20 protein-coding genes are annotated in these 23521 nt (G+C 68.3%); 7 read left to right on the top strand and 13 right to left on the bottom strand.

Annotated elements, in window-relative coordinates:
- Positions 1-64 precede the first annotated feature (64 nt).
- Positions 65-295, top strand: coding sequence for a hypothetical protein (locus EV644_RS12695; protein ID WP_132188445.1), 231 nt, complete (start codon positions 65-67; stop codon positions 293-295).
- 30 nt (positions 296-325) lie between these two features.
- On the opposite strand, the gene EV644_RS12700 is transcribed toward EV644_RS12695, so the two are convergent.
- On the bottom strand, positions 326-655 hold the full coding sequence (locus EV644_RS12700; RefSeq protein ID WP_199239781.1) for a cupin domain-containing protein: 330 nt from the start codon (positions 653-655) through the stop codon (positions 326-328).
- 259 nt (positions 656-914) lie between these two features.
- On the opposite strand from EV644_RS12700, the gene EV644_RS12705 reads away from it, so the two are divergent.
- The gene (locus tag EV644_RS12705) at positions 915-1589 is read left to right on the top strand and encodes an HAD family hydrolase (RefSeq protein WP_132188447.1); all 675 of its coding nucleotides are present in this window, start codon (positions 915-917) and stop codon (positions 1587-1589) included.
- A gap of 137 nt (positions 1590-1726) precedes the next feature.
- Here EV644_RS12705 and EV644_RS12710 read toward each other — a convergent pair whose 3' ends face one another.
- On the bottom strand, positions 1727-2779 hold the full coding sequence (locus EV644_RS12710; protein ID WP_132188448.1) for a M4 family metallopeptidase: 1053 nt from the start codon (positions 2777-2779) through the stop codon (positions 1727-1729).
- 430 nt (positions 2780-3209) lie between these two features.
- Here EV644_RS12710 and EV644_RS12715 point away from each other — a divergent pair, with 430 nt between their 5' ends.
- On the top strand, positions 3210-3812 hold the full coding sequence (locus EV644_RS12715; protein WP_132188449.1) for a hypothetical protein: 603 nt from the start codon (positions 3210-3212) through the stop codon (positions 3810-3812).
- A gap of 262 nt (positions 3813-4074) precedes the next feature.
- On the opposite strand, the gene EV644_RS12720 is transcribed toward EV644_RS12715, so the two are convergent.
- From EV644_RS12720 to hpnC, 8 genes are read right to left on the bottom strand one after another with little or no spacing between them, the layout of a single operon-like run.
- Positions 4075-5880, bottom strand: coding sequence for a 1-deoxy-D-xylulose-5-phosphate synthase (locus tag EV644_RS12720; RefSeq protein ID WP_132188450.1), 1806 nt, complete (start codon positions 5878-5880; stop codon positions 4075-4077).
- Positions 5877-6875 carry an adenosyl-hopene transferase HpnH gene (gene hpnH, locus EV644_RS12725; RefSeq protein WP_241998120.1) on the bottom strand — a complete coding sequence of 333 codons (999 nt, stop codon included), beginning with the start codon at positions 6873-6875 and terminating at the stop codon, positions 5877-5879. Before hpnH ends, EV644_RS12720 begins: the two co-directional genes overlap by 4 nt.
- 8 nt (positions 6876-6883) lie before the next feature.
- Entirely contained in the window at positions 6884-8350 is a 1467-nt protein-coding gene (gene ispH / locus EV644_RS12730; RefSeq protein ID WP_132188452.1) for a 4-hydroxy-3-methylbut-2-enyl diphosphate reductase, read from the bottom strand.
- Positions 8347-10254, bottom strand: coding sequence for a squalene--hopene cyclase (shc, locus tag EV644_RS12735; RefSeq protein ID WP_199239782.1), 1908 nt, complete (start codon positions 10252-10254; stop codon positions 8347-8349). The genes ispH and shc overlap by 4 nt, the downstream gene beginning before the upstream one ends.
- Positions 10251-11264: a polyprenyl synthetase family protein gene (locus EV644_RS12740; protein ID WP_132188453.1), complete on the bottom strand. Its 1014-nt coding sequence runs from the start codon at positions 11262-11264 to the stop codon at positions 10251-10253. Before EV644_RS12740 ends, shc begins: the two co-directional genes overlap by 4 nt.
- On the bottom strand, positions 11261-12601 hold the full coding sequence (hpnE, locus tag EV644_RS12745; protein ID WP_132188454.1) for a hydroxysqualene dehydroxylase HpnE: 1341 nt from the start codon (positions 12599-12601) through the stop codon (positions 11261-11263). Before hpnE ends, EV644_RS12740 begins: the two co-directional genes overlap by 4 nt.
- The gene (hpnD, locus tag EV644_RS12750) at positions 12598-13461 is read right to left on the bottom strand and encodes a presqualene diphosphate synthase HpnD (protein WP_132188455.1); all 864 of its coding nucleotides are present in this window, start codon (positions 13459-13461) and stop codon (positions 12598-12600) included. The genes hpnE and hpnD overlap by 4 nt, the downstream gene beginning before the upstream one ends.
- The gene (gene hpnC / locus EV644_RS12755; RefSeq protein WP_132188456.1) at positions 13458-14336 is read right to left on the bottom strand and encodes a squalene synthase HpnC; all 879 of its coding nucleotides are present in this window, start codon (positions 14334-14336) and stop codon (positions 13458-13460) included. Before hpnC ends, hpnD begins: the two co-directional genes overlap by 4 nt.
- A gap of 185 nt (positions 14337-14521) precedes the next feature.
- Here hpnC and EV644_RS12760 point away from each other — a divergent pair, with 185 nt between their 5' ends.
- Positions 14522-15706: a PucR family transcriptional regulator gene (locus EV644_RS12760; RefSeq protein ID WP_132188457.1), complete on the top strand. Its 1185-nt coding sequence runs from the start codon at positions 14522-14524 to the stop codon at positions 15704-15706.
- Here the strand turns inward: EV644_RS12760 and EV644_RS12765 are convergent.
- The 3 genes from EV644_RS12765 to EV644_RS12775 form a co-directional block, all read right to left on the bottom strand.
- Positions 15662-17059: a wax ester/triacylglycerol synthase domain-containing protein gene (locus tag EV644_RS12765; protein WP_132188458.1), complete on the bottom strand. Its 1398-nt coding sequence runs from the start codon at positions 17057-17059 to the stop codon at positions 15662-15664. The genes EV644_RS12760 and EV644_RS12765 overlap by 45 nt on opposite strands.
- Positions 17060-17086: 27 nt before the next feature.
- Positions 17087-17857, bottom strand: a complete 771-nt coding sequence (locus EV644_RS12770; RefSeq protein ID WP_132188459.1) for an SDR family NAD(P)-dependent oxidoreductase — start codon at positions 17855-17857, stop codon at positions 17087-17089.
- A 183-nt stretch (positions 17858-18040) separates the two neighbouring features.
- On the bottom strand, positions 18041-20029 hold the full coding sequence (locus tag EV644_RS12775; RefSeq protein ID WP_158292809.1) for a family 20 glycosylhydrolase: 1989 nt from the start codon (positions 20027-20029) through the stop codon (positions 18041-18043).
- Positions 20030-20482: 453 nt separating this feature from the next.
- Between EV644_RS12775 and EV644_RS12780 the strand changes: the two genes are divergently transcribed.
- From EV644_RS12780 to EV644_RS12785, 3 genes are all read left to right on the top strand, one after another.
- Positions 20483-21370, top strand: coding sequence for a hypothetical protein (locus EV644_RS12780; RefSeq protein WP_132188461.1), 888 nt, complete (start codon positions 20483-20485; stop codon positions 21368-21370).
- Between the two features lie 112 nt (positions 21371-21482).
- Complete coding sequence (locus EV644_RS44515; RefSeq protein ID WP_158292810.1) at positions 21483-21653, top strand: NUDIX hydrolase; 171 nt, start codon at positions 21483-21485, stop codon at positions 21651-21653.
- A gap of 230 nt (positions 21654-21883) precedes the next feature.
- Entirely contained in the window at positions 21884-23392 is a 1509-nt protein-coding gene (locus tag EV644_RS12785) for an aldehyde dehydrogenase (RefSeq protein WP_132188462.1), read from the top strand.
- Positions 23393-23521 lie beyond the last annotated feature (129 nt).

Below are 23521 nucleotides of genomic sequence, written 5' to 3' on the forward strand. Positions count from 1 at the left end.
TCGACCTTCGTACCCCGTCAGGTCGGTTACTTCCGTTCTGATTTCACTCGACAAGCACACGACCATGAACCTGCGACTGCACATCCATCACGTCTTCACCGGTGGCTGGTGCGCCGACATCGACGACGACCACGACCGCCAACCCGACGATCCTTACTGGTGCGTCGACCATTGGCCCACCTTGCAGGATGCGATCACCGCGGGGTGCCACCAGCTAGCCAAACTGTCCGCCACCCAGCGGCTGGCGCGCATGAGCGGTCGGCATGACCTGCTTGAAGGATGCCCACCGAACTGACCCCTTCGTTTGCCGGTCGTTCGAGTTCGGTCAGTGCAAGGCAACTGTGAGCAGTAGTACGGACGGTTCCAGGGCTTCGACGTCGTGACGCTGCGGCGGCACCGCCACCAGGTCACCTGGACCCAGCTCTACCTGTGCGTCACCGGCGCGAACCAGAACGTGACCCTGCAGGCAGAGCAGCGACGCATCCCCAGGACTCTTGTGCTCACCCATCACCCGGCCCGCGGCGAGCGCAGTCAGGGTCTGCCGGAGGCGCGCACCGGGTCTGCTGTAGACGGTGACCGAACTGCGCCCACTCTCGGCGGCCACCGCCTTCGCAAGTCGCTCGGCGGCCAGCTCGTTGATCGACACGACATCCATCAGTCGATGATCGCATCAAGACGACCCCCACAGCCCGGCTCAGCGGTCGGAACGGTGTTTTGGCTCAGGTTGGTCGGGAGGCAGGATGTGAAGGGCGGTGGTGGTTTGCTCGACGGTCAGCCGGTCGGCCGGGTCTTTGGCGAGCAGGGCCTCTGCGGGTTCGGATATGCCTTCCGTGGTCCGGGCGGTTGGCATCTCCTCTTGTGGCCAGCAGGCTTGAACAAGCAAGCGATCGGCTTCGACCGACCCAGGGAGTGCAATGGCGGACCGCGAGATACAGGCAGTGGTCTTCGACCTTGACGGTGTTTTGGTGGACTCCGAGCAGCAGTGGGACGAGGTCCGTCGCGGAGTCGCCGCCGAAGCCGGCCGCCCCTGGCCCGCCGACGCGACCCGTGCATTGCAGGGCATGAGCACGCCAGAGTGGTCGCACTACCTTACGGCGGTGATCGATGTACCTGGCCGGCCGCAGGACGTGGCGGCCGAAGTCATCGACCGCATGGCGAGCCGATACCGGCTACGGCTGCCGCTGCTGCCCGGCGCCATCGAGGTCGTACGACGACTCGCGAGCCACTGGCCGCTGGGACTGGCGTCGTCGTCACCGCGACAGCTGATCGACGCGGTCCTCGAGTCTGCGAACTTGGCAAGCAAGTTCCGTGTCAGCGTGTCCACCGAGGAGGTCCAGGCCGGCAAGCCGGCACCCGCGGTCTACGAGGAGGTGGTGCGGCAGTTGACTGTCGACGCGCAGCAGGCGGTTGCAATCGAGGACTCGAGCAACGGACTGCGGTCGGCTGCCCGGGCGGGTTTGCGCGTCATCGCAGTTCCCAACAAGGCCTTTCCGCCCGACAAGGACGCCCTCGGCCTCGCATCCGTTGTCGTGCACTCACTTGACGACATAACCGCTCCACTGGTGACGTCGCTGGCTGAGCGAGGCTAGCGTCCAGGTTCCCCAGGCAATCTGTCCGGGTCGTGCGGATCGATGCCACACCATCCGCCGGAGGCTTCCATGACCTGCCTGCTAGGCCGTCACGCATCACGGCGCGAGCACTGCTCGCGCCGTGAACACCTGCGCGGTTAGAGGATGCCGCGATCCGCGAATGCCTTCCGGACGACGGCGGCCTGCGTGACTCCGTACATCGACTGTGCGGTCGCGACCGTGTGCTGGGCTGCAGCGGCGAAGCTGGTGTCCGGAGCGAACCCGAACTGCGCGTTGACGATGATCCGGTCGGCGACCTTCGGACCGAGCGCGGTACGGATCTGGAACAGCGCCTGCGACCAGATCTCACCGTCCGCATGCACTTCGCCGACTACGTCCTCCGGATAGTGCTTGCCGGCGTCCAGACGGCGCAGGCAGTGCGGCGTCGTCGACGTGTACGACGTCGAGTCCCAGTCCATCACACATGCCAGCGGCGCGTTCACCGGAACGCCGTACTTCTTCGCTACCCAGTCGCCGACGGTCACCGAGAAGTAGTCGCCCCATGCCTCGCCAATCGAGCCGGCCTCGAGCGAGGACCCGAAGCCCGGCACCTGGGCGTCGTGCACGGCGTGCCCCGTCTCGTGCACGATCACCTCGCCGTCCTCGGCATCGTCCACGCCCCCCTTGCCGAGTGTGATCGTGTCGTGCTTGTCCCAGGAGAACGAGTTGTCCACGCCGTACTGGTTGATCTTGTAGTCCTGGCTCTCGGCATTCACCGGCGGTAGCTCGCCGCCGAAGCCGAGCGACTGCAGGTACTTCTGTGCCTCGGTGCCCCAGAAGTACGACATCACCTGCTCGAACTGGTCGTCGTGCCGGTTGTAGAAGTAGGTGCCGTCCGTGCTGTATGCCGGGGTGCCGGTGCTGCTACGGACGTTCGCCCACGTGCCGCGCAGATAGCCAGAGCCGTCCAGGTCGGTCAGGGTGACCTCGTAGTACTCGCCGCGGGGGACCGCCGTCGCGGAGTCCTTCTGGTCGGTGAGCGTCTGGTCACCACTGGACTGCACTGGGTTCGGGATGAAGACCAACGCCTTCGCCGTGGTGGTGCCGGTCGGCTGCTTCGCGCTGGCAACGGGCGCTGTCAGCCCGGTCGCCAGGGTCAGTGCAGCAGTCGCGGTCAGGGCGACGGTGGTGGTCCAGGTCTTCGGCGCCATCGGAGCCTCCGTGTCGACGCAGGGGATACTGGACCACAACCTAGGTCGTGCGTGCTCGCGGAGGAAGATCCATTGCGAAGGTTCAGGGAATCCCTGCGCGGACGGTCACGTACAGCGGACAACGAACACCGCCGCGGTGCCGACTCAGGCCGGCATGTTGGCTCACTCCTGTCGCAATGATGCGACCACCACGGGACCTCGGTCCTGTCGGCGGCCTCACTGTCGCCAAGCAGCAGATGGTCGAGATCGCCAAGGCACTGTCAGGCGTCATATGGACGTCATATGCAGCCTTTGGGTGGGAGTCGCACATAGTGACCGCTTCCCCCGCTGCTGGCGCGCTGCCCAGGGATCAGAGGGACAAGGTCACCACTGGACGTGACTTCGTGCCAGCGAAGAGTGATCATGGAGGTACCTAAGGATGTGGAGGGTTGTGGCAGCCGATTTGCGACCCGGTATCAGGGTCGGCCTCGGGCTCGGCGGGCTCGCGCTCGTCGTTGTCGGGGTACTCCTCGCTTTCCGCGGCGCCAGCGATCTCACCGCCCTCGGATCGATGCTCGTGGGCGTGGTCGTTGCTGTTACAGCCGTCAGCGGGCGGTTGCCCAAGGAGGTCGGGCTGCAACGCGTCACTTTCGGCGCCGACGATCGCAGCGCTCAGACCTACCGGGAGGCCCTGTACGACGCAGTCCGGCAAGCACTCCCCGAGGTCGATCCGCCCAGCCGGGACAAGGACTGGCATCCGCGACGGCCGACGTACTGGGTGGACGAGCTCCAGCTCCGGGTCGTCATTCGATGGGCCCGCGATCGGTCGGTCCACCTCGATGTCTCGACGATCGAGTCAGACCTTTCCGGGACACGCGAGGCTGTCGCCGTACTGCTCATCACGAACGTGGACGAGATCGACGACCTCAGCGCCGCCGCCCGGTCGAGGGCGGGTGAACGGGCAGCCGTTGTCCGTTGGCGGTCGACCGAGGACAACGCCACCCTGCGGCACACCGCCCGCGGCCTCGGCGCACCGGACGGCCAATCGTCCTGATCGGCCGCTGCCTAGTCGCCCGCGAACAGCCTCCTCCTGACACCACTGATAACACAGACCAGCGAACCGCGCGGTCTTGAAGAGTCCTCGCCCCCACCGCGTGGCAGCGCACTGTCGAGCTCGGAGGTTATGGCGTACCTGGAGATTGTGCGCTCCGCGAGGCGGCGCCGCGGTGCCGAGACGTTGATCGAGCTGATGCGCCGCGCCGGCAGCTCACCGAGCAGCAAGACATAGCCGACAGACGCCATCAGCGCAGGTCTGCTCACACGGCGGTTGCGACGGCATGCGTGATGCCTTCGGCGTCGAGCCCGTACGTATGAAGAAGGTCCGCACGCTCCCCCGCCGGGGCGAACTCACCGGGCAAACCAAGCGTGATGATCTCGGGGCGTGACGCCGTACGCCGGAGCGCCCGTGCGAGCGCATCGCCGAATCCACCGGGCAGTGTGTTGTCCTCGATCGTCACCACCAGTCGGTGCTCGCCGGCGAAACGGACGAGCTCGGGTTCGATGGGGATGATCCAACGGGGATCGACGACGGTCGTGCGGATTCCCAGCTCCCGAAGCCGATGCGACGCGTCCACTGCTGCCGCCGCGAGCGGACCGACAGGCACCAGCAGCACCTCGGGCTGCCCGGCAGCGAGCACCTCTGGTCGGCTGTCGGTCAGCAGTTCGGCTGAACCGATGTTGCCGGTGGCACGCAGCGCAGCTCCGCTACGTCCGCGCGGAAACCGGAGCATGGTGGGTCCAGCCTGGTGATCAACACAGGTGCGCAGTAGGAGCCGCAGTTGCTGAGCGTCCCTAGGCGCCGCGACCCGCATGCCGGGCACCAATCCGCACAGAGCCAGATCCCACATTCCGTGGTGGGACGGACCATCCGGACCGGTGATGCCGGAGCGGTCGAGGACGAAGGTGATCGGTGCGCGGTGCAGCGCCGCATCCATCAGTACCTGGTCGAAGGCGCGGTTCAGGAATGTCGAGTAGATCGCGACCACGGGATGCAGCCCCGCCACCGCCAGCCCGACAGCCGACGTCACCGCATGCTGCTCGGCGATCCCGACGTCGAACACGCGCTCGGGATACCGGCAGGCCAAGGGAAACAGACCGGTCGGCCGTACCATCGCCGCTGTCACGGCGACCACATCCTCCCGCTCGTCCGCGATCGCCACCAATTCCTGCCCGAACACATCCGTCCAGGCGGGTCCGCGAACCTGGCTCGTGGCGACATCGGCGCGGGCCGGGTTGACGGTGTGGTGGTGGTCGGCTTCGTCGAGTTCGGCGGGAGCGTGGCCGGCGCCTTTGCGGGTGAGGCAATGCACCACGACCGGGTGCTGGAGTAGGGCGGCGGTCCGCAACGCCGCCTCCAGAGCCAAGGTGTCGTGACCGTCGACTGGGCCGAGGTACGCGAGCCCAAGCTGCTCGAAGACGTTGCCGCGCGCCGTCCCTGTCCGCAATGCCCGCAACTGGACGGCCAGGGATCCGACGGTCGATTCGTACGATCGCCCGTTGTCGTTGAGCACGATGACGACCGGCCGGTCCGGCGCGGCCGCGATGTTGTTGAGCGCCTCCCAGCACATCCCACCGGTCATCGCACCATCCCCCACGATCGCGACGACCCGTCGCTCGAGAGAGCCGGTCAGCTGAAACCCCTTCGCCAGGCCGTCGGCGTACGAGAGCGCCGTCGATGCGTGCGAGTTCTCGATGATGTCGTGCTCGCTCTCGGACCGGCTCGGATACCCCGACAGTCCGCCCGCCTGCCGCAGGGTGTCGAAGCGACCGAGCCGACCGGTCAGCATCTTGTGCACGTACGTCTGGTGCCCGGTGTCCCAGACGATGACATCCTGCGGCGACGTGAAGACCCGGTGGAGCGCGATCGTCAGCTCGACGACGCCGAGGTTCGGCCCGAGGTGCCCGCCCGTCCGCGTGACATGACGCACGAGCTGTTCACGGATCTCGTCGGCAAGTTTACGCAGATCAACCGCCGGCAACCGCTGGAGATCGGCGGGTGAAGCCAGGGTGGCCAGCAGCCCGGTGTTCGGGCGACGGCGTTCGTCGACGTCCGACCTGCTCATGATCCGACCGCGGCGCGGATGGTCTCCCGCAGCGACCCCATGGTCGCCACCACGGCCGTCGGCTCGTAGCCGCAGTGCGCCATGCAGTTCGCACACCGCGGATCCTGGCCCCGGCCGTACGCATTCCAGTCCGTGTCCTCCAGCAGTTCCTGGTACGTCGCGACGTACCCGTCCTCCATCAGGTAACACGGCCGTTGCCAGCCCTTGAGCGAGTACGACGGGATCGCCCATGCCGTGCAGGAGAAGTCGACCTTGCCCTCCAGGAAGTCCAGGAACAGCGGCGAGTGGTTCAGCCGCCACTTCTTCCGGCGGCCACCGGCGAACGCCTTCGCGAACAGCTGCCGGGTCTCATCGGGACCGAGCCAGTGCTCCTGGTCCGGCGCCTTCTCGTAGGCGAACCCGGGTGAGATCTGCATGTTGTCGACGCCGAGCTCGTCGTTGAGATAGTCCAGCACGTCGATGACGTCTTGCGGCGTGTCGGTGTCGAAGAAGGTGGTGTTGGTCATCACCCGGAACCCGGCCTCCTGGGCCTGCTTGATCGCGGCGACCGCCTCGTCGAACACGCCGTCTTTGCAGACCGATGCGTCGTGGCGTTCGCGCAGCCCGTCGATGTGGACCATCCAGGCGAAGTTGCGGTGCGGAGTGAACTTGTGCAGGTGCTTGGGTAGCAGCAACGCGTTGGTGCACAGGAAGACGATCTTCCGCCGGTCCAGCAGTTGCCGGACGATCTCGTCGATCTGTTTGTGCATCAGGGGCTCGCCGCCGGCGATCGACACCATCGGGGCGCCGCTCTCCTCGATCGCGGCCACCGCCTGCTCGACCGGCATCCGCTGCTTGAGGATCGAGGCGGGATGCTGGATCTTGCCACAGCCGGCACAGGCGAGATTGCACGCGAACAACGGTTCGAGCTCGACCAGCAGTGCGAACTTCTCCCGTCGCAGCAGCTTCTGCTTGAGCAGATAACCACCGAGGCGGATCGACTGACGCAGTGGCATGGCCACGGTCAGCTCACCTCCCTGGGCAGGGTGAATCGAATGTCCTCGTCGGCGACTCTGGTCTCGGTGACCGCGACCCGGCCGAGGCCGGACAGGCACCGGACCAGGTCGTCGACGAGCTGAGGTGGCGCGGATGCTCCGGCGGTGACGCCGATACGACGTACGCCGCGCAGCCAGCGCAGGTCGACGGTGCTCGCGTCGTCGACGAGGTACGCCTGGGCTCCCTCGGCCGCGGCGACCTCCGCGAGCCGCTGGGAGTTGGAAGAGTTCGCTGATCCCAGCACGAGCACGAGGTCGGCGTCCCGGGCGACGGCACGGACCGCCTGTTGCCGGTTCGTGGTGGCGTAGCAGATGTCGTCACTGCGTGGACCGTTGAGCGCGGGGAATCGGTCCCGCAGAACGGCCGCGGTCTGCTCGGCCTCCTCGACGGCGAGGGTGGTCTGCATGACGTAGGAGACCCGCCGCGGATCGGCGACGCGCACCCGCCCGGCCTCGTCCGGGTCAGCCACCACGACCACCTGGCCGGGCGCCTCCCCCTGGGTGCCGACGACCTCCTCGTGATCACGATGCCCGATCAGGAACACGGTGTTGCCGCGAGCAACAAAACGGCGTACTTCGCTGTGCACCTTGGCGACCAACGGGCAGGTGGCGTCGATCATCCGGAGGTTGCGGGCCGCGGCGTCGGTCCGCACCTGCGGGGCGACGCCGTGGGCGGCGAGCACCGTGACGCTGCCCTCGGGGACCTCGGCGACCTCGTCGACGAAGACCGCGCCGCGTCGCTCCAGCTCGCGGACGACGTGGCTGTTGTGCACGATCTGCCGGCGGACGTACACCGGCGGCCCGTACTTCACCAGCGCACGTTCCACGATCTCGATCGCGCGCTCGACGCCCGCGCAGAAGGACCTCGGTCCGGCGAGGACGACTTCGCGATCGCCGGACGCGGCGGCCCAGGCGTCGATGACCGGCGCGGCGCGACGCAAGGCCCACAAGGCTTTCGGCCCACGCACCAGCGTCCCCGGACGAAGCAGGCGATGATCCGGCGTGTCGACGACGGCACGGATCACGGCCGCCAGTCCTGGTGGTGCGGCCGCGGCGACCAGCGCGGATTCGGTGTCGACCGCCAGGGCTCCGGTTGCTGCGAGCGTACGGCGAGCATCCGGCGCGTCGACGATTCGCCGGGTCGTCACGATCGGCCCGCGGTGCACCCGCAGGCCGGCCCGCCGCAAAGCACCCACGAGCAGTGGCGACGCGTGGCTGGGCAGGGGTTCGGCGTCCCCCCGGATCTCGTCCGCGACGACCAGGTCGCCGGGCCGGAGTTCGTTGCCAAGAGCACCGGCCACCCCGGCGACCAGGATTGGCTGCCCATCGGTCAGGCCGCCGTTCGACGAGCGACCGGTGCGTACGACGTCGGCCGTGAGCCGGTCGTGGAGTGCGAGCCACTCGGACCACAACGGCGTACTGACGATTCCGGTCATCGGGCGCTCCGCGCGACGTAGCGGCCGAGCGCCCAGATCGGGAAGACGAGCCGGTAGATCTCGTAGTTGATGTAGAAGTCGCCCGGGAAGCCGGTGCCGGTGTAGAGGTCCTCGTCCCAGCCGCCGTCCGCGCGCTGGGTGCGGACGAGATACTCGACGCCCCGGTCGACCGCGACCGAGTCCTCGTCGGCGGCAAGCAGAGCGAGCAGCGCCCACGCGGTCTGCGAAGCGGTCGACTCACCTCGACCGATCCAGACCGGATCGTCGTACGAGCGCAGGTCCTCGCCCCAGCCACCGTCGTCGTTCTGGTGATTCTCCAACCAGCGCACGGCCGCCTGTACCGCGGGCGCGTCGGCAGGCATCCCCGTTGCGATCAGAGCCGGGACGACCGCGCCGGTGCCGTAGACGTGATTGGCACCCCAGCGACCGAACCACGACCCATCAGCCTCTTGCGCATCGAGCAGCCACCGTACGCCCCGACGGCACGGCTCCTCGTCCGTGTGCCCCTCGGCAGCGAGCATCTCGACCACATGAGCGGTGACGTCGGCCGACGGCGGATCGATGACGGCACCGAAGTCGCAGAAGGGCAACGCGTTCGCCAGCGTGTGGGTGTTGTCGGCGTCGAACGCACCCCACCCTCCGTCGCGAGATTGCATCCCGGTCGTCCACAGCACCGCGCGATCGATCACCGCCCGGACCCGGGCGGGATCCGGATGATCCACCCGACGCAAGGCAAGCACTATCTCGGCCGTGTCGTCGGTGTCGGGATAGTTGTCGTTGGCAAACTCGAAGGCCCACCCGCCCGGCGGCAGCTCAGGCCGGCGCACCTGCCAGTCACCTCCGGCCCGGATCTCTTCGCCCAGCAACCAGTCGGTCGCCTTCAGGACGGCCGGATCGTCGGCCGGCACACCCGCGTCCAGCAACGCCGCAAGAGCGAGTCCCGTGTCCCACACCGGCGACTGGCAGGCCTCCAGCCACCGGAGAGGTCCGTCGGACGAGGAGGCATGAACGGTGAAACCGTCGAGCCCCTCGATTCCGGCGCGCACCGCGGGATGATCGAGCGGATACCCCATCAGGTGCAGTGCGATCAGCGAGTAGACCCACGGCGGCTGGATGCCGCCCCAGCCGCCATCGGCCTCCTGACGCGCCAGGATCCATTCGACGGCGAGGCGCATCGCCTTCTGCCGCAGGCGTTTGAGCGGCCGCCGACGGTAGCCGTGCAGGACTATGTCGAGCCGCTGGAAGAACCCAGAGATGCTGTACGCCGGTTGTCGTGGCGCCGGCGGTGCCCCGGTCTTCAGCTCGGCGATGCCGAACTCCACCGGATGCACGGGCTCGAGGGCGCTGACAATGGTGAGCGGCACGATCGTCTGCCGAGCCCAGCAACCCCAGTTGTAGATGTTGAGCGGCGCCCATGCCGGCAGGTACATGATCTCCGGCGGCAGCGCAGGACAGTCATCCCAGCTCCACAGCCCGAACAGCGCAAGCCAGACATGGGTGAACACCCGAGCCCGCTCGACCCCGCCCTCGCGCGTCGCGAACTCCGCGGCGTGGCGCATGTGCCGCGCCTCGGGCTGATCCCCGGCGAGGCGCAGGGCGACCCAGGCCTCCACAGTGGTCGACAGGTCGCCCGGCCCGCCGTGGAAGGTCGCCCATGAACCGTCGACCCGTTGCTGGGAACGGATCCAGCGAGCCGTCTCCTCGTTCGTCCGCGGCGTGGCGACATCGATGAACGTCCGGAGCATCAGGTCCTCGGCATCCATCGTCACGTTGGTGGCGAGCAGGCCCTTCCACCACCCGTCCTCGTGCTGCCGCCCGCGCAGATGTTCCACGGCCGCATCAAGGGCTGTCCGTACGCCGTCCGTCGTACCGACCACTCGATCGATGCGCTCGCCGGCCGTCACGACTGCCTCTCGATCACGAACCGGGCGATCTCACCGAGCCGGCTCCGGGCGCCGCCGTCGAGCCCTGCCTGGTCGAGAGCCTGCTCGGCCAGACCGATGCGGTCTCGCGCTTCCTGGACGGCCCAGTCGCGACCACCGGAACGCTCGATCAGCTGAGCGGCGTACCGGAGGTCGCCGTCCGTCGGAGCGTCGTCGCGGCGCAGCCAGGCGGCCAGCTCCCGCCCGGCCTCGCCACCGTGATCGAGCGACCAGGTGACCGGCAGGGTCTTCTTGCGCGCGACAAGATCGGAGAACACCGGCTTGCCCGTGACTTCGGGCGATCCCCAGATCCCGAGCAGGTCGTCGACGAGCTGGAATGCCATCCCCAGCTCGGCACCGAACCTGGACAGGCACGACACGACCGGCTGCGAGGCGCCGACCAGGATCGCGCCGATCGCTGCGCTGACCCCGAGGAGAGCTCCGGTCTTGCCGGCCGCCATGTCGAGGCACTCGTCCAGCCCCACGTCGTTGCGTTGTTCGAAGGCGAGATCGAGCACCTGCCCACGAATCAGCTCCCGAGTTGCCACTGCCAACGCCCGGCCGGCCGCTTGCCCGTCCGGAGATTCACCCTCGGTCAACACTTCGTGGGCGAGGGAAAGGAGCGCATCCCCGGCCAGTACGGCGGTCGCGTCGCCCCAGACCGCCCACACGGTCCGACGATGGCGCCGTTCGGTGTCGCGATCCATCAGATCGTCGTGCAGCAAGGAGAAGTTGTGGACGAGCTCGACCGCGACCGCGCCCGGCAACCCCGGTTCGGGCCTGCCGGTCACGGCTTCGGCGGCGAGCAGGGCGAGCGCTGGCCGCAAGGTCTTGCCCGGGTTCGCCACGGTCGGCGTACCGTGCTCGTCGGACCAGCCGAGGTGGTACGAAACGACCAACCGGGTGAACGGATCAAGGCGCTCGACAGCCAGGCGCAGGGCCGGTGCGACCAGGCCGCGACTGCGGTCGAGGGTTTCCGCGGTGATCGTCATACCACTGCCTCCCGACGTTCAGCGGGGCGTCCTTGGAGCAAGGCGGCCACCGCGGCCTCTCCGCTGCGGACGGCGCCCTCCATGGTTGCGGGCCAGCCGGTGTCGGTCCACGCACCGGCCAGGTACAGACCGGGCAGCGCCGTACGCGCTGATGCACGCAGTCCAGCCGTGCCAGGCCGCTGCCGGAACGTGGCCTGCCGCTCACGGGTGACGAAGAACTCCACCAACCGCGCCTCGTCGGTGATCCGCAGCAGCCGCTCCAAGTGCGGCAGCAAGCGGTCGCGCAACTCCGGAACCGGTGTGTCGATCAGGTCCTCCGCCGCCGACAATGACACCGCGATGTACTGTCCCCGACTGAGTCCAGCCTGATGGGTGCGGTCGAACACCCACTGCAGCGGGCTGTCGACGGCCGCGAAGAACGGCTCGTCGAGCACGACCCGGTCGTAGATGACGTGAAGGTTGACGATCGGCGTACTGCCCAGCTCCTCCGCCCACCCCGACTCCAGCTCGATCGCGCCTGCCGGCGCGAGCATCTCCGCGGCCGACGGCGGAACTGCCAGTACGACGTCGTCGAAGGCGGCACCGTCCACGGTCCAGCCGTCACCGGCCGGTACGACGTCACGGACCTTGGACCGGGTTCGCACGGTCACCCCCGCCGCGGCGAGCGCACGCGACGCCGCGTCGCCGTGCAATTCCTGCAGCGGTACGAGCGACCAGCCGATGTCGGCCGCCGCGGCGGACTCCAGCAGGCCCACCTGGAAGACCGTCGCGGCCAGCGCCAGGGACGCTCGCTCGGCCGGAGCATTCAGCGTGGCGATGCCGATGAGGTCCCAGACCGTCTCGATGGCCCGCTGATCCTGGCCGTGCGCGGTGAGCCAGTCGCCGAAGGACCGGCGGTCGACCTCCGGATCGGTGCGGTCCACCCGACCGAGCGCCAACGCCGCGCGCACCACGCGCGCGCGAGCCGCCGGGCTCAACCACCGGTAGCGCGCCAAGGTCGATCCCAGGTGAAGTGGTGCAGGCAGTCCCGTACGGCGAAGTCGACCGCCTCGTCGATCGAGTTCACTGCGAACCGGTACGTCGAGCCGGTCCTGCACGGTCACCCGGTCAGCGACACCCAGCCGCTCCAGAAGGCCCTGATACGCCGTGCAGCATCGCAGGAACACATGTTGGCCGTTGTCGATCCACAGCCCGTCGCGCTGGAACGAGTAAGTGAGACCACCGAGCCGTGGGCGTGCTTCGAACAACGTGACCCCAAGACCTTCGTCGGCGCATCGCAGTGCTGCGGTCAGACCCGCCAGGCCGCCTCCGACCACTCCGACGCGCCGGGTGATCATCGCCGTCCTCCTCCGGCCAGGGCGGTCACGGCGACGCGCGCCTTCTCGGCGGCGCCGAGCGACAACCGCTGGTCGTAGACGAGAACCGGATCGGCAGCGATGCGACCCAGCAGATGGTGATAGATGCCGGCCATCGCCCGGCAGCACGCCGCGCTGCGCCGGTCGAGGTGTGGGACGAGCCGCAGGCCGAGCGAATACCAGTCGCCCGCGCGACCGGCGGCGTACCGGATGTAGGCAGCGAGTCGGCCGGCGGGATCCTCCAGGGTGCCGAGCTCGTCGACGCGCAGTTCCGTGCCGTACCGATCGAGCTCATCCTGCGGGAGGTACACGCGGCCGTTGCCGAGGTCTTCACGGATGTCGCGCAGGATGTTGGTCTGCTGCAGGGCGATCCCGAGCTGGTCGGCGTACAGGGAAGTCCTCGGGTCGGTGGTGCTACTGCCGAAGATCGACAGGCACAGGCGGCCGACCGATCCGGCGACATGACGGCAGTACACGACGAGCTCGTCGAAGTCGGCGATCCGGACCTCGCCCAGATCCAGCTGGACACCGTCGATGAGCTCCTCGAACGCGGTGAGCGGCACCGGGTACCGGCGTGCGGCGTCGTTCACCGCGGTCAGCACCGGGTCACTGCTCTCGTCCAGCCTGCCGAGGTCCTTGCGCACCGCGGCGAGCGCGGTCTCCTTGTTCGCGGTCGCGTCGTCACCGTCGCCGATGTCGTCGATCCGTCGCGCGAGCGCGTAGACCGCGCACAGCGCGGATCGTTTGGGTTGCGGCAGCAGGCGGATGCCGTAGTAGAAGTTGCCGGCCTCCGTCCGGGTGATCTGCTCACAAGTCGCGTACGCCTGCTCGATCGTGCTCATCGCACCGACCGCCGGCCGGCCAGCAGGCCGAGGACCCGGATTGCCGTGGTGAGCCGCGACGGCCGCGCGGACCGGCCGAGCACATCGCCATCGGTCTGCCGCAGCGCCGACACGGTGGCCTGTCCCCCGGCGACGAAGCCGGCCACGCTGACCCTTCCCCATCCCTGCAGTTGCCGCACGATCGCCGTCCCTTCACCAAGCAGGCCGGCGGCCCGCTCGATCTCGAACCGCATCAACTCGCGGAGCTTCGGACCCGCGTTCTCCTGATCCAGGTCGTGCTCACCGACGCCGTACCGCCGGAGGTCTTCCTGCGGTAGGTACACGCGACCGGCCAGTCTGTCCTCACCGACGTCCTGCCAGTGCTCGAGCAGCTGCAACGCGCCGCACACCTGGTCGGATCGCGCGATGGTTTCCGGAGTCGCCTGCCCGAAGATCTCCAGCACCATCCGGCCGACCGGTTCCGCGGACAGGGCGCAGTACCGGCGGAGGTCGTCGAAGGTCTCGTACCGCCACACCACCTGGTCCTGCAGGTTCGCCTCGATCAGGTGCTCGAACGGCTCGGCCGACATCGCTCGGTCGTGCACCGTCCGGGCCAGCCTCTGGAGTACGGCGTCGGACGGCTGATCGCCCGACCAGATCGTGCCGAGGTCCGTCGCCAGCGCGTGCAGCCGGGCAGTCCGGTCACCGGTGAACGCATCCCCGATCTCGTCCACCATCCGGGCGTAGGCGTAGATCGCGTGCAGGTGGCCGCGATACCGACGCGGCAGGAACCGCAGCGCGACCGGGAAGTTCTCGGCGTTCTCGCGGATGCGCCATGCTCCCTCGTCGACGGACGAGGGTATCGGCCTCGGCGGCTGGTGACGCGAACTGGCCATGACAGTAATCCTCGGTCCGTCCCAGCCGTCAGGTCTGCCACTACTGGGGTGATTCCTGGACCCGAAAATTGTCACGACCGTACAATCCAGAGCGCGGCGGGAAGTTGAGAGCACGACGGTCGGCAGGACGTCTCAGGGCGCGACAAGGGCGTGACAGGGCGATCTGAAGCACGACGAGGCAGGCGATGGGCACGGAGGCGGCGCAGGGCCGGGCGCGACTCGAGGTCGCCCTCGACAGCCGGCTGCCCGAGCTGCTGGCCGAGGTCCGGGACCTACTCGCCGACGGGATGCCCGAGTACGCCGCCTTCCTCGACCACAATCCGCGCGGTATGCGGGAAGCCGCCGAGCTGTTCATCCACCGGCTCCTCGACATGGCCGAGCACGGCCGCTCGGTGTCCCGCGACGACCATCTCGAGGGCGCGCAGACGATCCAGCTCGTTTTCGAGCAGATCGGCCGTCGCCAGTGGCAGGCCGGCGAGGATCTGACCCGCCTGCTGACCGCTTACCAGCTCGGCGCACGCACCGCCTGGCGGCACGTGTCGGACACCGCGCTGGCACTCGAGGTCCGGCCGGACGTCCTGGCCGCACTCGCCGAGGCCGTCTTCGACTTCATCAACCAGCTCTCCTCGGCGTCCGCGCGCGGCTATGTCCTGGAACAGCGCGAGGACGCCTCGGCCCGGGAACGGAGCCGCGAGGAGCTGGCCGAGCTACTGCTGTCGGATCGCTCGAGCATGAACGCGATCCGCGAGGCCGCCGCCCGCGCCAACTGGCCGCTCCCCGAGACCGGGGCCGTCGTACTGGTCGATGCGACCACCGACGTCGCCCGGCGGGTGCTGTCCCACGTCGACGCGGGATCCCTGCCGGTGCGGCACGAACAGCTGTCCGGCGCCATCGTCCCCGATCCGGGCCCGTCAAGTCGCCGGGACCAGCTCCGCCGCGCACTCCGGGGGACCAACGCGGTGGTCGGCCACACCGTGCCGCTGGAGTACCTGCCGCGGAGCGTCGCGATCGCGCAGATCGCCGTACGGCTCAAGCAGCAGGGCATTCTCGCCGACGACCCGGTATTCGTCGATGAGCATCTCGACACGATCATCGTGCATCGCGACGAGCGGCTGGTGGGTTTCCTGCGCGATCAGTTGCTCGCGCCGCTCGACGACCTCCCGGCCGGAGCCCGGGCGCGGCTGATCGAGACACTCTCCGCGTGGTTGCGACACATGGGCGACCGGACGGCGATCGCCGAGGAACTGCACATCCACCCACAGACCGTGCGCTACCGGGTCGCCCAGCTGCGCGAACGGTTCGGCGATCAGCTGGACTCGCCTCGGTCACGCGCGCGACTGTTCCTCGCGCTCGTCTGGCCGGTGCGGTGAGACGTTCAGGACGTGCTCCATCCTTGCCGCGAGGACGCCCGCGTCGAGGACCACCGGATCGGAGGCGAGACCGATCCCGAGCGAGCCGGCCCAGCTCAGGGCGCCCACCGCAAGCGGCGACCCGGGCGCCAGCGGCAGGATCGGGTAGACGGACGCGATCGTGACTCCATCCATCGACAGTGACTGCGTCGGGCCGGGCATGTTCGACGCGATGGCGTGGAAGAAGCGACGCCCGTAGACGGTCCGTGCGAACCAACGTGCCAACGGCTCCGGCAACGCGCGTAGGCCGGACGCCATCACGAATCGCGAGGCCACGGCCCGGCTCGGCGTCCGAAGGCGCGCGGTCCGCCGGCTGATCTCGGTGACCAGCTCATCGAACGGACGGCCGTCCAGCGGTACGTCGACCATCACGGCCGCGGTCGCGTTCGTCTCCGCGGCCGCGTGGGAGTCGCGCACCATCAGCGGCACCGCGACCCGCATCCGGCCGCGAAGCCGGGTGGCGACGTCAGCATGGGTGACAGCGACCGCGTCGGCGACCAGACCGAGGACGACATCGGTCACCCGGACACCGCGGCTGGACGCAGCACGCCGTACGGCGGCGAGGTCGAGATCGGCGGTGGCGAAGTCCCGCCGCGCCGACAGGTTCTCCAGACGTCCACCCGCTCCGCCGTCGGTGGCCAACTGGGCCAGCCCCGCGATCGTTGCTCCAAGCAACTGCGCGCGACCTGGCGCTGAACCGCGGACGCCGGGCAGCTCGATTCGCGGACGGAACAGGTTGAGCGCCTGGATCACGGTGCCGATACCGTCCGCGACGGAGTGGTGCAGGAGCAGGATCATCGCGGACACCCCGGGCTCCACCTCGCGGACCATCACGATTCGCCACATCGGACGATCCCGGGGCATCGGCGTCTCGGCCAGCTCGGCGACGATCCGACGTACGCCGGCCAGGCCGTCCGCCGAGCGGCGTTCGCTGATGTGCCGCGGCCAGTCGATCTCGGCGACTTCGATCCACCGCTGCCGGCGCCAGCGCGACGGCGGCGTGAGCCGCTGGCGGAACCGGGGCAGTCCGTCGAGTTCGCCCTTCACCAGGTCTGTGACGCGGTCGACCGACAGCGCCTCGCCATCACTCGGCTCGAACACGACCAGCCCACCGACATGCTGAGGCGCCGCGGCGCTCTCGACCTGCAGAAAGAAGGCGTCGCTCGACGGCAGGACCATGCCCGGGCGAGCGGCCCGATCCTGCCAGACCTTCGCCAGCCGGTCGATGAGCAGGTAGACGCCGAACAGCAGACCGGGCACCAGCCGGCGCCAGACCCTGATCCGTTGCGTTGATCCTTCGTCGTCGAGGGCCACGCAATTTTCATAGCACAAGCGGTCCGGTCACCCGGACCGGACCGACTCTCCGAAGCGGGTGGCGAGCCGTCGGTAAGCGCCCGGGAACACCGCCCGTACAAGGGCGGCGAGCCGGATCCAGCGCGGGATCCACGTCTCGGCCCGATCCTGCTCGATCGCTCGGACGACAGCACGCGCGACCGTCTCGGGCTCCACTGGCCGGGGTACACGCCGGTCGTAGGCGCGACCCCGCGCGGAGAAGAAGCCGGTGTCGACCGCCGCGGGAACGATGACGCCGACGTGGACGCCCGTACCTGCCAACTCCAGCCGCAGACTCTCCGCGAACGCGTCCAGGCCCGCCTTCGCCGCCGCGTAAACCGCCTCCCCCGCAACGCCGGTTCGCCCCGCGACTGAGGTCACGACGAGCAGACATCCGGTCCGGCGTTCGATCATGCCCGGCAGTAGCAACCGGCAGAGCCGCATAGTCTCGACGAGATCCACGGCAACCAACTCCGCGATCTCGTGATCGCTCATCTCCACGAACGGTCCGGACCACCCTTGACCGGCGTTTGCGACCAGCACATCCACCCGACCGTGCGCCGCCAGCGCCTGTCCGGCCAGAGTGTGCACGGCGTCGTACTCACGCAGGTCGGCCTGCACCGCAACGCCGTTCACCTGATCCGCGACGTCCTGCGCACGCAGGACGTCGCGCCCATGCACCACGAGCACAGCCCCTGCCGTCGCAAGCTCCAGACAAACAGCTCGCCCGATCCCGGCCGACCCACCAGTCACCAACACCACCGCGCCGCCCAGCTCCACGACCTGTCCTCCACAGCTCCCCCACTGCGCACCCTCACGGTACTCGCCGGCGCCCGGTCACACTTCGACCTGGTGCGCCTGAGGCTCCACAGCAATTGACTCCTGGGTTGCCTACAGCAAGAGACAGCTCCGTTCCCGTTTCGACCGAGCTGACCGCTGCGCGGCCGCGAGCAGGACTGCGGGTCACACCTCCACGGTGAGCGTTGTCGTGACCGGGGCGGTGTTGTCGGCGCTGACCGTGAGGGCCACGGTGTACGTGCCCGGTGCCCCGTAGGTGTGGTCACCGCCGATGGTATAGAGACCGTTCACCGAGATCGGCGTGGCCGCCTCACCGGTGAGCGTTCCTGCCGACGTGGTGCCGTCGCCCCAGTTGATCGTGGTGGTGATCGCGCTGGCCGCACGCCCCGGCGCGGACAGGTACGCGAGCGCCCCGGATACCTGTCCACCCGGGCCGACCGCGGTACGCGCGGCCCGCAGGTCGAGGTGCCACGGCACCTTGGGGGTCGGGTAGAAGTTCGTGTCCGGCAGGGTCAGCCGCACGCCCTGCGCGGCCACCCGGTTCTGGAAGTCCGCGTACGCCGGAGGCAGCGCGCCCCGCTTCGGCGACCAGCCGATCTCCGCGATCGCGAGCAGCCGCGGGAAGACCATGTAGTCGACGTTGTCCAGGTTCACCACGGTCTCGCCCCACATCGGCGCCTCGACGCCGATGATGTTGGCGTCGGTCACGCCGGTGACGTGGCCCTCCGGCTCCCAGTTGTAGAACTGGTCGATGTCGCAGCCGCGCGAGCAGGCCCAGTTCAGGCCGAGCGTCGGCGGTACGTTGCCGGCGCTGCCGGCCAGGTACTTCATGTCGAGGTACGTGCGGTTCGCCGGGGACATGACGATCTTCATGCCCTTGGCAACCGCGTTCCGCGCGGTGACCGTGCCGCTGCCGCTACCGGACGAGGTTGACCAGTACTGCGCGACCGAGCCGGCCGGCGGGGTGGTCCCCTCGCCCGCGATCTCGGCCCAGCCCATGACCGTCTTGCCATGGTCGGTGACGATGCCCGACTCGCGGTTGACCAGCGCGGCGTACTGCTCGTGGCTCAGCAGCGTGCTGGGCACCTCGTCCCCGCCGAGGTGGTACCACGGCCCCGGCGACATCGCGGTGAGCTGGTCGATGATCGTACCGAGGATCGTCCAGGTGTTGTCGCTGTCCGGGCACATCGCGCTGTACCCGACCGCGCCCGTGTAGTTCCACACCGGCGGATCGTTGCGGCTGCAGTTGATGTCCTGCGGATTCCCGTCGAGCAGCGGGTTCGCCGTGTCGTTGTACTCGGACATGATGATCGCGTTGTTGTGCCCAGGGCTGTCGACCTCGGGTACGACCGTGATGAAGTGCGCCGCGGCGTAGGCGACCACGTCGCGGTACTCGGCCTGGGTCCAGAAGCCGCCCGGGTCCATCGTGCGGCCGCCGGTGCCGACAGAACCCTGCCCGCCGATCTCCGTCAGGTTCGGGAAGCCGTCGATGACGATGCGGAATCCCTGGTCGTCGCTCACGTGCAGATGCAGGACATTGACCTTGTACGCCGCGACCTGGTCGATCAGTTTCTTCACCGCGGACGCGGGCTGGAAATGCCGGGCGATGTCGAGCATCACGCCGCGGTAGCCGTACCGGGGATAGTCGACGATGTGCACCGCCGGAATCTGCCAGGGGCCGACCTGCCCGGTCGGACTGTCGATCCAGCCGGGCAGCAACTGCCGGATGGTCTGCACGCCGTTGTACAACCCATGCGCGGTCTTCGCGGTCACGATCGCGTTCGCGGTGGTGACGTCGAGTTGGTAGCCCTCGTCGCCGGGGGTACCGGGGTCGCCGATCCGCAGCGCGATGTCGCCCTGCTGCGCGGCACCGGTCACCACGTCCAGCGGGTAGCCGGTGGCTGGCCGGAGGTACCCGGCGAGCGCGTTCCCGACCGCGGCATCGTCGCTGACGATCCGGGCGGGCCGGGTGAGCGTGAACATCCCATTCCCCGCGGTGACCGACACAGGCTTCGGTACGACTTGCGCGACCGTGGCCTTCGCCGGTGCCGCCAGCGGCGCGCCGGTCGCCGGAGCGCTGATCGTGGCGACTGCCAGCGCGGCCGCCAGCACCGCGATACCAACCAGTGAACGTTTCCGGGCTACCAGTGCCATCCGGGCCTCCCAATGCCAGCGCCCTACATGTCGCCTTGATTCCGCGAAAATTAGTCCCGCCAATGGTCTACACCCGCGCGAACTTGCGTGCAAGATGTTGACTACGTGCATTAACGCAGTAGTCGGTGCGGAGGCCGACGCGATCGGTGGCCCTGTACGGCGTGCCCCCACAACGCCCTACTTCGACTGAGCCCCGATCCGCCACATCGATCGGGTTCGCCGTCAGTCCCGCGCTCGAGTCGCCAACGGTGTCGGTGCCGCTTCGGCGACGGGACTCATCACCGCGGCAGGTTTCCACAGGCTGCGAAGTCGTCCGTTCCGCTCGTCGGAAGACCCATATGTTTCTGGGCAAGGAGGTGCTCGATGAGTGCTGGCAATGACAATGACAACCGTAAACGTGGCTCTGGAGGCCGCCAGCGGCCCAATGAGACAGATGGGAAGCAGCCACATCCGGTGTTGACACCGCTGACGGTGAGCCAGGCGGTCCGGCTGGTGCGTCTGGCCGAGGACGCGGTCGCGAGACGGGGAATGCCGATGCAGTATGACGGTGCAGGCGCTCTGATACCGGTCGGAAGCGACGGTGTAGCGGTGCACGACGGCATGGTCGCCGGACTCGCGAACCTCGCGCGGACAGTCGCTGGGTTGCCACGACAGCAGTGGCGCTCGGCAGTGGCGGCGCATTTCGACCAGATGACCGCTCCGGACGGTCCGCCGCCGATTCCGGACGACCTGGAAAGCGAGCTCTACCTTCGACTGGTGTGCGCGTCCACGATCGAGCCCGCCTGGGCCGAACGCGTGCCCGAGTTCGCACCAGGCGTACTCACCGTGCCGGCCACCTACACCGGTCGCGCGGTGGCAATGCATTTCGACATCGACAGCCTCGGCGTGACCCGGGAGGAAGCCACCCGGATGGGCCTGTCGAACCTTCGCCGCCTCCGAGACAAGGTCGAGCACGTGCACTACAACGGTGCCGAGATCACCGCATTGACCGGCAGCATGTTCACCGCATCGAGGGCACTGGTACTCGACACTGTGCTACTCGAGTCATTACAGGTCGAGAATCCGCCGTTCGGCTGCCTCGTCGCAATGCCGGTCCGAGACATGCTGCTCGTGCACGTACTCCGAGACCAGACGGCGCTCACCGCCTTGGACATGCTGGTCACGCTCTCCACCACCTTGTTCATCAGCCGACCGGGCCCGGCCAGCCCGCACGTCTACTACGCCACGGACCACGAGTGGCATCAGGTCACCGACGGCACCGGCGAGATCCGTGTACAAGACGCAGGCCAACTCTCCGACGCAATGAAGCGCCTTGGCGCGGACCGAAGCGCTCTGCTCTGATCACCCAGACGTACCCGCCGCGAACAGCATGTCCCGTCCGTCAACGTCGTGGTCGAGAACGACACCGGCCACATCGTCTACACCAGCAACGGCGAAGCCCGGCAGGAGTTTCTTGCTCCTCCCCACCGGACGCTTCATCGCCGGAGACCCGACCCCCCGCACCGAGAGCACGGAGGTCCACTGGGTCGAGCCCAGCCAACTCACGAACCTCACGATGGACCGCTCAATGCGCCGCCACGTCGACCACCACCTCAGCCGAACCACAATCCCGTACTTCGACTGATCCCTCGAACCATCGCTGTTTGTCGAGGGCGATGCAGTGCAATTCGGGCTTCGACGCGGGCTTCGTGCAGCTCGACGTACCTTTCGGGCGATGACGTCGGGGGCACGCTCGGCCGAAAACGCTCCCCCTGACTGCGCGCGCCGGCCCAGGCGCTGCGTGTCCCGGCTGGCCGTCGCGACGGGCGTGACCTAACGTCCGTAGGAAGACGCCTCCGACGACCAGGAGCAGCGATGACCAGTACGACGCTCACGCCGCAGACGGACCGGGAGGACCTGCAGCGGTTCAAGATGTACATCGGCGGAGAGTTCGTCGACGCCCTTTCGGGAGCGACCTTCGCCTCGCCCAATCCTTACACCGGCAAGGCCTGGGCGATCGTCCCGGACGGTACGGTCGCCGACATTGACCGAGCGGTCCAAGCCGCGAGGGACGCTCTCGACGGTCCGTGGGGCAGCATGACCGGCTTCCAGCGGGCGCGACTCCTCCAGCGACTCGGGGACGTCATCGCCGCCAATGCCGAGCGACTGGCCCGCCTCGAGGTCGCCGACTCCGGCAAGCTCTACCGCGAGATGATCGGCCAGATGCAGTACTTGCCCGAGTGGTACTACTACTTCTCCGGGCTCGCCGACAAAATCGAGGGACGCACCATCCCCTCGGACCGGGACAACTACTTCGTCTACACCCGACGTGAGCCGGTCGGTGTCGTCGCAGCCATCACGCCGTGGAACTCGCCCCTGCTGCTGATGACCTTCAAACTCGCCACCGCGCTCGCGGCCGGCTGCACCTTCGTCGTGAAGCCCTCCGAACACTCCCCCGCCTCGACCCTGGCCTTCGCCGAACTCGTTCACGAAGCCGGGATCCCACCCGGCGTGTTCAACGTCGTCTGCGGGCTGGACCGGTCGGTCGGCGCCTCGTTGGCCGGGCACCCCGGCGTCAACAAGGTCGCCTTCACAGGGTCGACCGCGACCGGTGCCGCCGTGGCCCAAGCCGCCGGCGCGAATCTGAACCGCGTGACACTCGAACTCGGCGGCAAGTCCGCCCAGGTGGTGTTCTCCGACGCGGACCTCGCCGCGGTGGCCAACGGCGTCATCGCCGGTGTGTTCGCCGCGACCGGCCAGACCTGCATGGCCGGCTCACGCCTCATCGTGCACGAGAGTGTGCACGACGAACTGGTCAGTCTCATCGTCGAGCGTGCCGATCGGATTCGGCTCGGGGACCCCAACGACGAGGACACCGAGATGGGACCGGCCGCGAACACACCGCAGTACGAGAAGGTGCTCGGTTACCTGGAGACAGCGCGGAAGGAAGGGGCCGTGGTCGCTTGTGGTGGCGGTCCCGACCAGGACCACGGCGGCCTCTTCATCCGGCCGACCGTACTCACCGGTGTGAGCAAGGAGCACACGGTCGTCCGGGAGGAGATCTTCGGACCAGTCCTGTCCGTGTACACGTTCCGCGACGAGGACGACGCGCTCGGCCTCGCCAACGACACGCCGTACGGTCTGGCCGGTGCGGTGTGGACGAAGGACGTGCACCGCGCGCATCGGGTCGCGGCGCGGCTGCGAGCCGGCAACGTCTGGATCAACGCCTACCGAGTGGTCGCGCCCAACGTGCCGTTCGGTGGCTTCGGTGCAAGCGGCATCGGCCGTGAGAACGGGATCGATGCCATCCACGAGTACACCGAGGTGAAGTCCGTCTGGGTAGAGCTCACCGGCGCCACCCGCGACCCCTTCAAACTCGGCTGATCCAAAGCCGGAGCCCGCCCCCGGGCCAGGCCTTCGTTACGTTCAGCTCCAACACATTTGAGGGCTCGACAAACCGGGCTGATGAAGAAAAGTGCTCGTGCCCGGGCAGGATTCGCGCGTAGTCTCGGG

The organism is Kribbella orskensis (assembly GCF_004342085.1).
GTDB classification, from domain to species: domain Bacteria; phylum Actinomycetota; class Actinomycetes; order Propionibacteriales; family Kribbellaceae; genus Kribbella; species Kribbella orskensis.

What these genes read in the sequence shown, in the direction of transcription:
- EV644_RS12695 (WP_132188445.1), top strand. Translation starts at nt 65, where the DNA reads ATGAACCTGCGACTGCACATCCATCACGTCTTCACCGGTGGCTGGTGC.
- EV644_RS12700 (WP_199239781.1), bottom strand. Translation starts at nt 655, where the DNA reads ATGGATGTCGTGTCGATCAACGAGCTGGCCGCCGAGCGACTTGCGAAG.
- EV644_RS12705 (WP_132188447.1), top strand. Translation starts at nt 915, where the DNA reads ATGGCGGACCGCGAGATACAGGCAGTGGTCTTCGACCTTGACGGTGTT.
- EV644_RS12710 (WP_132188448.1), bottom strand. Translation starts at nt 2,779, where the DNA reads ATGGCGCCGAAGACCTGGACCACCACCGTCGCCCTGACCGCGACTGCT.
- EV644_RS12720 (WP_132188450.1), bottom strand. Translation starts at nt 5,880, where the DNA reads ATGAGCAGGTCGGACGTCGACGAACGCCGTCGCCCGAACACCGGGCTG.
- hpnH (WP_241998120.1), bottom strand. Translation starts at nt 6,875, where the DNA reads ATGCCACTGCGTCAGTCGATCCGCCTCGGTGGTTATCTGCTCAAGCAG.
- ispH (WP_132188452.1), bottom strand. Translation starts at nt 8,350, where the DNA reads ATGACCGGAATCGTCAGTACGCCGTTGTGGTCCGAGTGGCTCGCACTC.
- EV644_RS12740 (WP_132188453.1), bottom strand. Translation starts at nt 11,264, where the DNA reads ATGACGATCACCGCGGAAACCCTCGACCGCAGTCGCGGCCTGGTCGCA.
- hpnE (WP_132188454.1), bottom strand. Translation starts at nt 12,601, where the DNA reads ATGATCACCCGGCGCGTCGGAGTGGTCGGAGGCGGCCTGGCGGGTCTG.
- hpnD (WP_132188455.1), bottom strand. Translation starts at nt 13,461, where the DNA reads ATGAGCACGATCGAGCAGGCGTACGCGACTTGTGAGCAGATCACCCGG.
- hpnC (WP_132188456.1), bottom strand. Translation starts at nt 14,336, where the DNA reads ATGGCCAGTTCGCGTCACCAGCCGCCGAGGCCGATACCCTCGTCCGTC.
- EV644_RS12760 (WP_132188457.1), top strand. Translation starts at nt 14,522, where the DNA reads ATGGGCACGGAGGCGGCGCAGGGCCGGGCGCGACTCGAGGTCGCCCTC.
- EV644_RS12775 (WP_158292809.1), bottom strand. Translation starts at nt 20,029, where the DNA reads ATGGCACTGGTAGCCCGGAAACGTTCACTGGTTGGTATCGCGGTGCTG.
- EV644_RS12785 (WP_132188462.1), top strand. Translation starts at nt 21,884, where the DNA reads ATGACCAGTACGACGCTCACGCCGCAGACGGACCGGGAGGACCTGCAG.